The organism is Bradyrhizobium sp. USDA 4510 (assembly GCF_054059095.1).
In genome coordinates, this window is sequence record NZ_JBSSBT010000001.1 from 8931114 (window position 1) to 8944726 (window position 13613).

Annotated in this window: 13 protein-coding genes and 1 pseudogene; 7 read left to right on the top strand and 7 right to left on the bottom strand. The window is 64.6% G+C overall.

Translation table 11 applies throughout. From position 1 onward, the window contains the following. Positions 1–156 precede the first annotated feature (156 nt). Positions 157–744: a PadR family transcriptional regulator gene (locus tag ACVMDN_RS41435; RefSeq protein ID WP_057016062.1), complete on the bottom strand. Its 588-nt coding sequence runs from the start codon at positions 742–744 to the stop codon at positions 157–159. Between the two features lie 158 nt (positions 745–902). On the opposite strand from ACVMDN_RS41435, the gene ACVMDN_RS41440 reads away from it, so the two are divergent. The 4 genes from ACVMDN_RS41440 (at position 903) to ACVMDN_RS41455 (ending at position 6794) form a co-directional block, all read left to right on the top strand. Further along, positions 903–1319 carry a nuclear transport factor 2 family protein gene (locus ACVMDN_RS41440; RefSeq protein ID WP_076832836.1) on the top strand — a complete coding sequence of 139 codons (417 nt, stop codon included), beginning with the start codon at positions 903–905 and terminating at the stop codon, positions 1317–1319. Between the two features lie 107 nt (positions 1320–1426). After that, positions 1427–3214, top strand: coding sequence for an acyl-CoA dehydrogenase C-terminal domain-containing protein (locus ACVMDN_RS41445; protein ID WP_057016064.1), 1788 nt, complete (start codon positions 1427–1429; stop codon positions 3212–3214). Positions 3215–3352: 138 nt separating this feature from the next. Further along, positions 3353–4561 (top strand): acetyl-CoA C-acetyltransferase, encoded by a 1209-nt coding sequence (locus tag ACVMDN_RS41450; protein ID WP_076832834.1) that lies wholly within the window; start codon positions 3353–3355, stop codon positions 4559–4561. Positions 4562–4580: 19 nt separating this feature from the next. Then, positions 4581–6794 (top strand): 3-hydroxyacyl-CoA dehydrogenase NAD-binding domain-containing protein, encoded by a 2214-nt coding sequence (locus ACVMDN_RS41455; RefSeq protein WP_076832368.1) that lies wholly within the window; start codon positions 4581–4583, stop codon positions 6792–6794. Between the two features lie 305 nt (positions 6795–7099). Here the strand turns inward: ACVMDN_RS41455 and ACVMDN_RS41460 are convergent, their stop codons facing one another. Together ACVMDN_RS41460 and gstA are read right to left on the bottom strand one after the other, a co-directional pair. Continuing rightward, on the bottom strand, positions 7100–7486 hold the full coding sequence (locus tag ACVMDN_RS41460; RefSeq protein ID WP_229191373.1) for a hypothetical protein: 387 nt from the start codon (positions 7484–7486) through the stop codon (positions 7100–7102). Positions 7487–7644: 158 nt separating this feature from the next. Continuing rightward, positions 7645–8262 (bottom strand): glutathione transferase GstA, encoded by a 618-nt coding sequence (gene gstA, locus ACVMDN_RS41465; RefSeq protein ID WP_310885489.1) that lies wholly within the window; start codon positions 8260–8262, stop codon positions 7645–7647. 130 nt (positions 8263–8392) lie between these two features. Between gstA and ACVMDN_RS41470 the strand changes: the two genes are divergently transcribed. From ACVMDN_RS41470 to ACVMDN_RS41480, 3 genes are all read left to right on the top strand, one after another. Next, the gene (locus ACVMDN_RS41470) at positions 8393–8917 is read left to right on the top strand and encodes a MarR family winged helix-turn-helix transcriptional regulator (protein ID WP_016847103.1); all 525 of its coding nucleotides are present in this window, start codon (positions 8393–8395) and stop codon (positions 8915–8917) included. A gap of 93 nt (positions 8918–9010) precedes the next feature. Next, positions 9011–10381, top strand: coding sequence for a glutamate--cysteine ligase (locus tag ACVMDN_RS41475; RefSeq protein WP_076832366.1), 1371 nt, complete (start codon positions 9011–9013; stop codon positions 10379–10381). A 143-nt stretch (positions 10382–10524) separates the two neighbouring features. Continuing rightward, positions 10525–11079 (top strand): PAN domain-containing protein, encoded by a 555-nt coding sequence (locus tag ACVMDN_RS41480; protein WP_076832364.1) that lies wholly within the window; start codon positions 10525–10527, stop codon positions 11077–11079. A gap of 75 nt (positions 11080–11154) precedes the next feature. Here ACVMDN_RS41480 and ACVMDN_RS41485 read toward each other — a convergent pair whose 3' ends face one another. From ACVMDN_RS41485 to ACVMDN_RS41500, 4 genes and pseudogenes are all read right to left on the bottom strand, one after another. Then, positions 11155–12078 (bottom strand): IS3 family transposase, encoded by a 924-nt coding sequence (locus ACVMDN_RS41485; protein WP_253587443.1) that lies wholly within the window; start codon positions 12076–12078, stop codon positions 11155–11157. A 2-nt stretch (positions 12079–12080) separates the two neighbouring features. Then, a complete protein-coding gene (locus ACVMDN_RS41490) occupies positions 12081–12488 on the bottom strand; it encodes a helix-turn-helix domain-containing protein (RefSeq protein WP_168857970.1) in 408 nt (135 codons plus the stop codon). A gap of 125 nt (positions 12489–12613) precedes the next feature. Beyond that, positions 12614–13179, bottom strand: a pseudogene (locus ACVMDN_RS41495) (nucleotidyltransferase family protein). Next, positions 13176–13523 (bottom strand): MmcQ/YjbR family DNA-binding protein, encoded by a 348-nt coding sequence (locus ACVMDN_RS41500; protein ID WP_076832832.1) that lies wholly within the window; start codon positions 13521–13523, stop codon positions 13176–13178. Before ACVMDN_RS41500 ends, ACVMDN_RS41495 begins: the two are co-directional and overlap by 4 nt. Positions 13524–13613 lie beyond the last annotated feature (90 nt).

A 13613-nucleotide genomic window follows, 5' to 3' on the forward strand; every position in this document is an offset into this window, starting at 1 on the left:
CGTCGCCGCCAAGCTTCTCCTTCCCCCTAAAAGGGGGAAGGTCGGGATGGGGGTTTGCCGCAGGCGACGCTGTATGTGGAGAGCGATGATCCCCACCCGCTTTGCTCTGCGAGAAAAGCGACCTCCCCTTTTCAAGGGGAGGTTGGAGATTTGTTTCTAGCCGTTGCTTTCGCGCTTGCCGTCGTCGAGCGGCAGCACGTTGCTGCGGCCGGACATCGCCGAGAGCGCGTCGAGCGCCTCCTCGCACCATTCCACCACCATGCGCTCATGGCGCATGCCGAGGCGCAGGCTGAGCATCTTGCCGACATCGGCCGGCGGCGCGGTGCCGTCGGGAAAGCGCTTGTTGAGCAGGCGCTCGTAGCGCTCATAGCGATCGCGATGATGCTCCAGCCGCGCCATCAGGTCGTTGCGCAGCGGCTCGATGTCGACGCAGTCGAGCGCATAGAGCCGGACCAGAAGGTCGTCCTTGATCGAGGGCGGCACGCTCGGGCGCGCTGCCCAGTGCTTCAGTGCCGCGCGGCCTTCGGCGGTCAGGGTATAGACCAGCTTGTTGGGCTTGCCGGACTGCACCACCTCGCGGCCCTGGACGTGCCCCTTGTCGCGCAGCCGCGAGAGCTCCCGGTAGATCTGCTGATGGTCGGCCTTCCAGAAGAAGCCGATCGACGCATCGAACGTCTTGGCGAGCTCATAGCCCGTCATCGGACGTTCCGTGAGGCAGGCAAGGATTGCGTCACCGAGTGCCAACGCCCACCTCCATCTCAGTTCCCCAAAAGGTCATGCTGAAGTTCGCTTGACTTTATGCGTTAGTGTGCATATGCGTCAATATGCATATGGTGATCGGCGTGCCGCTGTCGCGTGCGCCGATGTCCAGGCTTCTTAACCCCGCCGCAGGAGACGTCCGAATGAGCAAGCCGGGCCTCGACAAGTGGTACGCCTACATGAAGTCCCACGACACCGCCGCCCTGTGGGACCTGCTGCATCCCGACGCGGTGTTCGAAAGCCCGGTCGTGCACACGCCGCAGCGCGGCCGCGACATCACCTTCAAATATCTCACCAGCGCCGCCAAGGTGCTCGGCGGCCCGACCTTCAAGTATCTCGGCGAGTGGCGCAATGACGCCGGCGCGGTGCTCGAATTCGAGAACGAGATCGACGGCATCAAGCTCAACGGCGTCGACATCATCACATTCGATGGTGACGGCCGGATCACGCATTTCAAGGTGATGGTGCGTCCGCTCAAGGCGATCAACCTGCTGCATCGGATGATGGGCGAGGAGTTGATGAAGCAAAGCGGCGCAACTTCGCAATCACAGTCGCGATAGCATCTGCCGCGGACCTCCGGAACCGGATAAGGTCCGCTCCAACAACCCAAGGACACGCTGCGCAGCGTCCGTCGCATATGCGGCCACGTGCCAGCCGGGAGACCAGCATGCCAACCTACAAAGCCCCCGTCGAAGACGTCAGCTTCCTGCTCAACGACGTTTTCCAGATCGACCGCTACGGCAATCTTCCCGGCTTCACCGATGCCTCGGCCGATGTACGCGAGGCGATCCTCGGCGAGGCCGCCAAGCTCAGCGAAGAGGTGCTGCAGCCGCTCAATCGCACAGGCGATCTCGAAGGCTGCAAGCGCAATGACGACGGCAGCGTCGCCACGCCGAAGGGCTTCAAGGACGCCTTCAAGCAGGTCGCCGAAGGCGGCTGGCTCGGCCTCTCGGCGCCGACGGAATTCGGCGGCCAGGGCCTGCCGGTGACGCTCTCGCAGGCGGTCAACGAATTCCAGATCTCCGCCAACATGGCGTTCTCGATGTATGGCGGGCTGACCATGGGCGCGACCGCGGCGCTCCTGGTGCACGGCACCCCCGAGCAGAAGCAGACCTATGTGCCGAAGATGGTCGCCGGCCAGTGGACCGGCACCATGAACCTGACCGAGCCGCAGTGCGGCACCGATCTCGGCCTGCTCCGCACCAAGGCGGTGCGCCAGGCCGACGGCAGCTTCAAGATCACGGGCACCAAGATATTCATCTCCGCCGGCGAGCACGACCTCACTGAGAACATCATCCATCTGGTGCTGGCGCGCATCGAAGGCGCGCCGGCCGGCATCAAGGGCGTCTCGCTGTTCGTGGTGCCGAAGGTGCTGGTCAATGCCGACGGCTCGCTCGGGGCTCGCAACGGCGTCAGCTGCGGTTCGATCGAGCACAAGATGGGCATCCACGGCAATTCCACCTGTGTGATGAACTACGACAACGCCACCGGCTGGCTGATCGGCGAAGAGAACAAGGGCATGCAGGGCATGTTCGTGATGATGAACGAGGCTCGCCTCGGCGTCGCCGTGCAGGGCCTCGCGCAGTCCGAGGTCGCCTATCAGAACGCGGTCGCCTATGCCCGCGAGCGCCTGCAGGGCCGCTCGCTGACCGGCGTGAAGGAACCCGAGAAGCCGGCCGATCCGATCATCGTGCATCCCGACGTGCGCCGCACGCTGCTCACCATCCGCGCCTTCAACGAGGCAGCGCGCGCCATGGTGGTGTGGACCGCGCTGAAGAGCGACGTCGCGCACCGCTCCAACGACGCTGGGGATCGCCAGGCTGCCGACGATCACATGGGCCTGATGACGCCGGTGCTGAAGGGCGTCCTGACCGACACCGGGTTCGCCAACACGGTCTCGGCGCAGCAGATGTTCGGCGGCCACGGCTACATCGCCGAGCACGGCATGGAGCAGTTCGTGCGCGATGCGCGCATCGCGATGATCTATGAAGGCGCCAACGGCATCCAGGCGCTCGACCTGGTCGGCCGCAAGCTGCCGCGCGACGGCGGCCGTGCCGCGATGGCGTTCTTCGGCGAGGTCGGCGCTTTCGCCAAGGAGCATGGTGCCGACGAGGCTATGAAGCCGTTCATCACCCCGCTCTCCACCGCGCTCGGCCATCTGCAGCAGGCCACCGGCTGGCTGATGCAGAACGCGCTGGCCAAGCCCGACAATGCCGGCGCCGCGGCGACCGACTACATGAAATTGTTCGGCCTCGTCGCGCTCGGCTACATGTGGGCGAAGATGGCCAAGGTGGCGCAGGACAAGGCCGCCGCCGGCACCACGCCGTACCTCAACACCAAGCTCGTGACCGGCCGCTTCTTCATGGAGAAGTTGCTGCCGGAGACCGCCGTGCATCTGGCCCGGATCCAGAGCGGCAGCGCCACCACGATGGAATTGGCCGCGGAAGCGTTCTGAAGCGTTTTCCAGCGAAGTGGAGACCGGTTCGCGTGAAGAAAACGCGTCAAACAAGAAAGCCTTGAAAAATTGCCGCCGCACGGCTGCGGCGGCGTGTCCTTCCGTATATATTATGATCCTCATATCAAGGAGGGCGTCATGCCTGAGGCATACATCTACGATCACGTTCGTACCCCGCGCGGCCGCGGCAAGGCCGACGGCGCACTGCACGAGGTCACCGCGCTGGCGCTCGCCACGGTGCCGCTGAAGTCGCTCAAGGAGCGCAACAGTCTTCCCGAGGACTCCGTCGACGACGTCGTGCTCGGCGTGGTCGACCCGGTCGGCGAGGCCGGCTCGGACATCGCCCGTTTCGCGGCGCTGAACGCCGGCCTCGGCGAGAAGGTGCCGGGCGTGCAGATCAGCCGCTTCTGCGCCTCCGGCCTCGATGCCGTGAACTTCGCCGCAGCCCAGATCATGAGCGGCCAGCATGAGCTCGTGATCGGTGGCGGCGCGGAATCGATGAGCCGCGTCGGCATCGGCGCCTCCGGCGGCGCCTGGCCGATGGATCCCTCGATGGCGGTGCCGGCCTATTTCATGCCGCAGGGCATCTCGGCCGATCTGATCGCGACCAAATACGGTTTCTCGCGTGACGACGTCGACGCTTACGCGGTGCAGAGCCAGCAGCGCGCGGCCAAGGCCTGGGACGAGGGCCGCTTCGGCAAGTCGGTGGTGCCGGTCAAGGACGTCAACGGCCTGACCATCCTCGCCAAGGACGAGCACATGCGCCCGACCACGACGATGCAGTCGCTGGCGCAGCTGCAGCCGTCCTTCGCGGCGATGGCGGCGATGGCCGGCTTCGACGCGGTGGCGATGCAGTCGCATCCCGAGGTCGAGAAGGTCAATTACGTGCATCACGCCGGTAATTCCTCCGGCATCGTCGACGGCGCCGGCGCCGTGCTGCTCGGCAGCAAGGAGGCGGGCGCCAAGCACGGGTTGAAGCCGCGGGCGAAGATCCGCGCATTCGCCAATATCGGCTCGGAGCCCGCGATGATGCTGACCGGCCCGGTCGACGTCACCGAAAAGCTGTTCGAGCGCTCCGGCATGAAGAAGTCGGACATCGACCTGTTCGAACTCAACGAGGCCTTCGCCTCGGTGGTGCTGCGATACATCCAGGCGTTCGACATCGACAACGCCAAGATCAACGTCAATGGCGGCGCGATCGCGCTCGGCCATCCGTTAGGGGCGACCGGCGCGATGATCCTCGGCACCGTGCTCGACGAGCTCGAGCGCACCAACAAGGAAACCGCGCTGGTGACGCTGTGCATCGGCGGCGGCATGGGCACCGCCACCATTATCGAGCGCGTCTGAGGCGAGGGGAGCGAGCAACATGGCTTACAAGAATTTCAAGTTCGATGTCGACGCCGACGGCATTGCGCTCGTCACCTGGGACATCCCTGATCGTTCGATGAACGTGTTCGACGAGATCTCGACCCAGGAGATCGGCGAGATCATCAAGCAGACGACCAGCGATCCTGCGATCAAGGGTGTCGTAATCACCTCGGCGAAGGAGGCGTTCTGCGCCGGCGCCGACCTCTCGATGCTCGAGGGCATGAACCGCTCTTACGCGCAGCTCTTCAAGGAGAAGGGCGAGGAAGCCGCGAACCAGATGCTGTTCGAGCAGAGCCGCCAGATGTCGCAGTCGTTCCGCGCGATCGAGACCTCGGGCAAGCCGTGGGTCGCCGCGATCAACGGCCTTGCGCTCGGCGGCGGCTTCGAGATCACGCTGGCCTGCCACTACCGCGTCGCGGCCGAGAACCGGAAGACCCGGCTCGGCCTGCCCGAGATCAAGGTTGGCCTGTTCCCCGGCGCCGGCGGCACCCAGCGCGTGCCGCGTCTTGTGCAGCCGGCGGACGCGATGCAATTGCTGCTCAAGGGTGAGGCGGTCAATCTCACCCGCGCCAAGGCACTCAACCTGATTCACGCGGTGGTGCCGGCAGCCGACCTGATCAAGGCCGCGAAGGACTGGATCAAGGGCGGCGGCAAGGCGGTCGCGCCGTGGGACGAGAAGGGCTTCAAGCTGCCCGGCGGCCCCGTCTTCTCCAAGATGGGCATGCAGATGTTCCCGGCCGGCAACGCGATCTATCGCCGCGAGACCTACGACAATTATCCGGCCGCGCGCGCCATCATGAGCTGCGTCTATGAGGGCCTGCAGCTTCCGATCGACGCCGCGCTGCGGGTCGAGTCGCGCTACTTCACCAAGGTGCTGCGCTCGAAGGAAGCGGCGGCGATGATCCGGTCGCTGTTCCTGTCGATGCAGGAACTGAACAAGGGCGCCCGCCGCCCGGCGGGCGTGCCGCCGACCAAGGTCAAGAAGCTCGCCGTGATCGGCGCCGGCTTCATGGGCGCCAGTGTCGGCTATGTCTCGGCGCAGGCCGGCATCGACGTCGTGCTGGTCGATCGCGACCAGGAAAGCGCCGACAAGGGCAAGGGCCACGCCAAGACCGTGGTCGACGGCCTGATCGCCAAGGGACGGATGAAGCAGGACGCGGCCGATGCCATCTTGGCGCGGATCTCGGCCACATCAGACTACAACGTGATCTCGGACTGCGACCTCGTCATCGAGGCGGTGTTCGAGGATCGCAAGGTCAAGGCGGATACCTATGCCAAGGCCCAGCCGCTGCTGAAGCCGGGCGCGATCTTCGCCTCCAACACCTCGACCCTGCCGATCAATTCGCTGGCCGAGGAGTTCAAGGATCAGGGCAAGTTCATCGGCATCCACTTCTTCTCGCCGGTCGAGAAGATGATGCTGGTCGAGATCATCCTCGGCAAGAACACCGGCGACGTCGCGCTGGCGACCGCACTCGACTATGTCCGCGCGATCGGCAAGACGCCCATCGTGGTGAACGACTCCCGTGGCTTCTTCGCCAACCGCTGCGTGATGCGTTACATCTCCGAGGGCAACGAGATGCTGCTCGAGGGCGTGCCGCCGGCGATGATCGAGAACACCGCCAAGATGGCCGGCATGCCGGTCGGGCCGCTGTCGCTGCAGGACGAGGTCGCGCTCGATCTCGGCCTGAAGATCACCAAGGCGACCGAGGCCGATCTCGGCCCCAACGCGATCGACCAGGCGCAGAAGAAGCTGATGGTCGAGATGGTCGAGAAGCAGGGCCGCTTCGGCCGCAAGAACGGCAAGGGCTTCTACGACTATCCCGAGAAGGGCAAGGGCCAGAAGAGCCTGTGGCCGGGGCTCGCCAATCTGCAGCCCAAGCAGCTCGATCCCGACACGCTCAGCGTCGAGGAGTTGAAGCAGCGCTTCCTGGTGGTGCAGGCGGTGGAGGCCGCGCGCACCGTCGAGGATCACGTCATCACCGACGTGCGCGAGGCCGATGTCGGCTCGATCCTCGGCTTCGGCTTCGCGCCGTTCACCGGCGGCGCGCTGTCCTACATCGACTTCATGGGCACCAAGAACTTCGTCGCACTCTGCCACAGCTTCGAGAAGAAGTACGGCTCGCGCTTCACGCCGCCGAAGCTGCTCGAGGAGATGGCCGCCAAGGGCGAAACCTTCTACGGCCGCTTCCCGCCGAAGAAGCAGGCGGCGTAAACTTCTGGGGCGAACTCGCGCAGGATCAAGCCGGTCATCGATCCGACTTGATCCTGTTGCGCGACGGTCATGCGCGTCAAAGTCCCGCCACGCTCGTTCCCCACTGGCACCACGCTGCTGGCATCACTCTTGCTCGTCGATCGCCGGGGCGACGATCAGCGTGAGGGTGTCGTGCGATGAGTTCTGCGTTCAAGGAAGGTGCCGCGGAGATCGCGCCGAAGGATTCCTTGTTTTCCTTGCGGTCATCGCGGTGGCGGAAGCCGCTGCGTCTGCGGGGCAAAGGCCCGTCATGGGCCGGCCTCGCGCTACTCGTTCTGGCCGCGGATATTGTGCTCGCCGCGACGGTCTGGCAGGCCGTCAATTTCTTCCGCCATTGAGCCGTCAGTCTCCGGAGAGAGCAAGGCGCCAGCGAGATAGGCGAACTGGTTGAACGCGAGACAGGCGACGACGATCGGAGCGCCAGTGGCAAAGGAGAAGCCGTCGGATTGGAGCACGATCGCCGCGAGCACCGCGACCAGCGGCGACTCCAGCATCAATGTCCAAACCCGAAAGTACAAACTGGTTGCCAGCCCAACCAGGGTGCTGGTCAATAAAAGGGTAAAGGCGATCGTCACATTTTTAGACCAGTTGGAGCGGAGGGCGCGCCGCAGGTCATAGTCGGTCAGTTGGATCGCGCGAACAAGGACGGCCACGCCCTCAGCCGGAACTACACCGACTTAGTATTAATCGCTTTAATGCAGGTTAAATTGAGACGTTCCGCCTCCGGTGTCGAGAGAGAGGATCGGCGAACCCACAACAAAAAAGAGCCGGATCGGCCGACCCGGCTCTATCGCGGTCGCTGTGAGCGAGCTCAGGCCGCCTTGAGCAGGCCTTCCTTCTTCAGCGCCTCCTGCACCTTCGGGCGCGCCGCGACGCGGGCCTTGTAGGCGGTCACGTTCGGCAGGCCGGAGAAGTCGAAGCCGAGCCGATCCTGCGCCCACATGATCATGGTGAAGAGGTAGCCGTCGGCGACCGTGAACTGGTTGCCCATCAAATAGTCGCGTCCGGCGAGCTGGCTCTCGACATATTTGAACTTGCCCATGGCGCGGTCCTTGAAGAAGGCCTTGGCGTCGTCGGCGAGCACGGGCGAAAACATCGGGCCGAGATTCTTGTGCAGCTCGGTCGTGGTGTAGTTCAGCCATTCGAGCAGCTTGTAGCGCTCGTTGGAGTCCCGCGCCGGCGCCAGCTTCTTGTCGGCGGCCTTGTCGGCGATCGTCTGGATGATGATCGGCCCCTCGGTGACCATCTCGCCGGTATCCAGCGCCAGCGCCGGCACCTGGCCCTTGGGGTTCACCTGGAGGAAATCGTCGCCGTTTTCGAGCTTCTTGGCGCGGAGATCGACCTTGACCAGGTCGTAGGGCAGCCCGGCCTCGAGCAGGGCGATATGGGGGGAGAGGGAGCAGGCACCGGGGGTGTAATAAAGCTTCATAGGGGTATTCCTTCCCTTGTTCTTGGCGTCCGGAGAGGGATTGCCTACATGCGCCTGCATGAAATAGTCAAGATTGATGCAGATGCATTCAGTGCGGTACAGTCGGTGCCGGGACCCTATGAGCTAGACCATGAAACGCAAGCTATCGAGCGAGGCGACGGCCGCCTGGATCCGCCTGATGCGGGTGCCGAGCCGGGTGCTGGACTGCGTCGAGCAGGATTTGAAGAAGGCCGGTTTTCCGCCGCTCGCCTGGTATGACGCTTTGCTCGAGCTGTCCCGCGCGCCGTCGGGCGAGCTGCGCCCGGTCGAGCTCGAGCGCCAGATGCTGATCCCGCAATATTCGACCTCGCGGCTCATAGACAAGCTGGTCGACGAGGGGCTCGCCGCCCGCCGCGAATGCAAGATCGACAAGCGCGGCCAGTTCGTCGAGATCACCGAGGCTGGACGCGAGCTGCAGAAGCGGATGTGGAACGCCTATTCCGCCGCGATCGACAAGCATGTCGGCTCGAAATTATCCGACGCCGACGCAACCAGGCTGTGCGGCCTGCTCGACCGGCTCGGCTGCGCCTGCGGCGACGCCAAAGGCGACGTCAAGAACGAGACCAAGGCTGACAGCAAGGCTGCGCCTGCGCGAGACGGCGTGCCTGCCCGATGATATTGCTGATTCCATCATCCGCAGCCGTTGTGGCTCGCGGATGTCCCTGCCACCGCGCGCCTTCGATCGAAGCGCCCTTGAGTTGGATTATCTATGGCGCGTGACCAGATCGACATGACGCCGCTGCAGTCGCGCGACGAACTCGTGGCGTGGCTTGAAGCCGGCGTGAAGCCTGAGTCCGAATTCCGGATCGGCACCGAGCACGAGAAGACTCCGTTCACGCTGGAGGGCCATCAGCCCGTGCCCTATGAAGGCGCCAAGGGCATCGGCGCGCTGCTCGAGGGCATGAAGCTCTTGCTCGGCTGGGAGCCGATCATGGAGCGCGGCAACATCATCGGCCTCTATGATGTCACCGGCGGCGGCGCGATTTCGCTCGAGCCCGGCGGGCAGTTCGAACTGTCGGGCGCGCCGGTCGAAACCGTGCATCAGACGCAGTCGGAATTGATGGCGCATCTGGCGCAGGTGCGGGAGATCGCAACCCCGCTCGGCATCGGCTTCCTCGGCCTCGGCATGACGCCGTCCTGGTCGCGCGCGCAGATCCCCATGATGCCCAAGGGGCGTTACAAGATCATGCGAAACTACATGCCGAAGGTCGGCAAATACGGCCTCGACATGATGTTCCGGACCTGCACGGTGCAGACCAATCTCGACTTCTCCTCCGAAGCCGACATGGTGAAGAAGCTGCGGGTGTCGCTGGCGCTGCAGCCGATCGCGACCGCCTTGTTCGCCAACTCGCCGTTCACCGAAGGCAAGCCCAACGGCTTCCTGTCGTTCCGTTCCGAGATCTGGCGTGACACCGACAATGCGCGCAGCGGCATGGTGCCGTTCGCATTCGAGGACGGCATGGGCTTCGAGCGCTATGTCGATTACGCGCTCGACGTTCCGATGTATTTCGTCAAGCGCGGCGAGGAATATATCGACGTCTCCGGCTCCTCGTTCCGGGATTTCTTCGCCGGCAAGAATGCCGCCTTCCCGGGCGAGCGCCCGACCTTGTCGGACTGGGCCAATCACCTCTCGACGATCTTCCCCGAGGTGCGGTTGAAGCGTTACCTCGAAATGCGCGGCGCCGACGGCGTGCCGTGGGGCCGGCTGCCGGCGCTGCCGGCGTTCTGGGTCGGGCTGCTCTACGACAATGACAGCCTCGACGCCGCCTGGGACATCGTCCGCCACTGGACCGCGCCGGAGCGGCAGGCGCTGCGTGACGACGTGCCGCGTTTCGGCTTCAAGTCGCGGATCAAGGATCGCTATCTGTTCGAGATCGCCAAGGAGTGCCTGATCCTGTCGCATGCCGGATTGCGGCGGCGCGGCCGGATCGATCATCTCGGACGCGACGAGAGCCGCTTCCTCGAACCGCTCGAGCGCATCATCGAGGCCGGCCGCTCGCCGGCCGAGGAGATGCTGGAGAAGTTCAACGGTCCCTGGAAGGGCTCGGTGGAACCGGCCTATCAGGAATACGCCTTTTAGTCCCCGCTTGGATCCGATCCGGGCGTGAGGCGCGCGCGAACGGCGGTGGTGTCGCACCCGCCGTTCATCCGCCGTACAGGTTCATGGCGTTCAAATGACGCCCCGCTAAACGCGCGGGGCTGCGCGAATTTGAAAGCAATCTCATGGGGATAGGCCGCCACTTTAGGGCGTGTGTGGTGATGTTTGCGGTCCTTGCGGCCGCGGTCGTCGCGCGCCCGGCATTGGCGCAGACCAATTTCGACCGCCCCGGCGGCGACTATCTCAACGCGCCGGTGACGACGGGCGATCCGGCCGATTGCGCGCTGACCTGCGAGCGTGACCGCCGTTGCCGCGCCTGGAGCTTCAACTATCCGACCGACGCCAATAATGGGGCGGTGTGCTGGCTGAAGAGCACCGTGCCGCCACGGGTGCAGAACGTCTGCTGCGTCTCCGGGGTGCGCGGCGCGGGTGTGGTCGAGCCGCGCAACGGCGCCATCGAAACCTCGATCGACCGGCTCGGCGGCGACTACAAGAATTTCGAGCTGAAGAGCAGCGACGGCGACGAGGCCTGCCAGGCCGCCTGCACCGCCGACAACAAGTGCCGCGCCTGGACCTACGCCCGGCCCGGCTATGCCGGCCGCGACGCGCATTGCTTCCTGAAGAAAGAGATCAAGCCGCCGCGCCGCAAGGCGGGGTTCACGTCGGGCGTGGTGCGTTGATTCTGTAGCCCGGATGGAGCGAAGCGCAATCCGGGACCGCGCTCTGAACTGCACCCCTGATGTGAGACACGATAATCAGGGACAGGTGCCGAGCGCTTGAGGCGGCTGGGCGGGTTGATGGGTTACGGGCGCGATGCGGGGCTGCTGCGCAGCAGCCCTGCATCGCGGTAAACTTGCTTCGAACTCGGCTGGCGGCCGATAAGCCAGGGCCGAGTGTAGCCGTTGGCGATTGTACACCTCCTCGATGAAGGCGCCGATTGCATTTCTGGCATGCTGCGCATCGCGGTAAGTCTGGCCGTTGACCTCCTCCTGTTTGAGGGTCTTCATGAAGCTCTCCGCCTTGGCATTGTCGTAGGGATTGCCGACCCGGCTCATGCTCGGGGCAATGTCGTGCCGCTGAAGTAGGTCCGTGTAGTCGCCGCAGGCATACTGGATGCCGCGATCGGAGTGGTGGATCAGGCTACCGGGCGTCGGCTGGCGCGCCGCCAACGCCATGGAGAGCGCTGTAACCGCCAGACGCGCCTCCAGGTGCGTTTCCAGAGCCCAGCCGATCACGCGCCGGCTGAAGGCATCGAGCATGATGGCGAGATAGGCGAACTCCTCCTGCAGACGGATGTAGGTGATGTCCGCCACCCAGAGCTGGTCGAGGCCATCAGGCACCATGCCGCGGGCGAGGTTCGGTACCACGCGCCAGGGGTGGCGCGAGTCTGTCGTCACAGGCACGAACGGCCGCTGCCGCAAGCACAACAGATTGTCCTCTCGCATCAGGCGCAGCACGCGTTTGCCGTTCACCGCCAAGCCCTCACGGCGCAACTGGGCGGCGATGCGGCGATAGCCGTAATGCCGATAGGCAAGCGCCAGCCGCTGGATCGCGTCCCGCACGCCGGTTTCTTCGGCACGTGGGGCGGAAGCCGCCCAGTGCCGGTAATAGCCGGCCCGACTGACGCCAGCCAGCACGCACATCCGCTCGATCGTCAGCTCGCCTTGCCGCGGGGGCATCGTCATCGCCTGGATGACCGCGTAGACCCCGTCACGCCAGGCCCGGTGCTCGGCCGGCGTGCTTCCTTGACCCGCCGCAAGGCTTGCCGAAAAAAATCCAGTTCAATCTGCTGCTGGCCGATCTTGCGCTCAAGCTCGGCAATGCGCTCCGGCGCACCAGGGTCGGCAGTCGCAACATCGCGTGCCCGCTCCTTCACGCTCGGCGCAACCGCATCACTTTTGCGCGGCCGGCCGATCGGCCGCAGCGCCTCCGCCCCGCCGGCACGAAATAGATCGCGCCATGCATAGAGGTCCTTACGCAACACATTCAGCTCCTGGGAAAGAGCCTTTATGCGCTCACCCGCCAGAATGCGACGGACCGCCTCGAGCTTAAACTCTCGGCTGAAAACACGGGGTGATTTGTTGGACATACATTCTCCGTTAGAGAACTGTCCCTAATTTCCCGTGTCTCACTTTTGGGGTGCACTCCACTCACCGCGGACGGGCCTGCCCCGGATTTCGCTGCGCTTCATCCGGGCTACGAAGCGACGACAGGCTACTCCGCCGCCAGCACCGTGATCTCGGGCCAGAGCGCCTTCCAGCGCGCCGCCTTCGTCGCATAGTTCGCCGGCGAAAAGTTCGCGGTTCGGTTCGGCCGCACGATCATGCCGGCGACATCATCGAAACCGTTCGGCGCATAGACGTCGTAGCCGCGCGTGGTGCGGCGGATGCCGATCTGCGTGTTTTCGGTGAGGAAGCGATCGATGCCGTCGATCGAACGCGACAGCGCCGGGTAGGACAGGCCGTGCTTGTCGGGATACCAGAGATGGACGCGGGCCTGGTTGCGCACCTCGATCGCGACACCGAGATGGCCAAGCCGTGCCTTGAGTTCGCGAATCACGGCGTCCTCGCCTCCCATGAGGTATCCGGATCGAAATAGAAGATGTCGTGGTCGCTGATGCCATGATCGAGCGGCCGGCTGGTCAGCACGTTCCACACGGTCTGCACTAGGCAGCCGGCGACCAGCCACGCATCGGGCAAGCCGAGGCGGTACAACTCGTCGGTGATGGCTTGATTGGCCGGGTTGCGCAGCGCGGCTGCGAGGAATTCGTCCTGCGTCACGACGAGGCGGTCGCGTCGTAGTCCCGGACCGCCTTCTTCGACGCCAGCGTGCGCCAGTGCCGGCGCCGCAAGGGCTCGACGGTGTGACGTTTGGCCTTCGACAGGCGGATCAGGACCGTCGGGTAATCGCGGTAGTGATCGGTGAAGTAGAACACTTGGGGCTGATGCTCGACCAGCACGTCGCGTTCCTCCGGCGGCACGCCCGGCATCACCAGGCTGTCGCCGTCCTCCTTGAGCCGCACCAGCATCTTGTTGCGCACCCTCAGCGCCGGCGTGCCATAGGACGAGCCGTCCTCGACCTCCGGCCATGCCAGCGCGATGTGCCTGATGTCGTCGAAGGTCACGACTATCATCCCGCAAGGAATGTAGCCCGGATGGAGCGAAGCGAAATCCGGGACATCTTGCCGAGTGGGAGATCCCGGATTGCGCAGCGC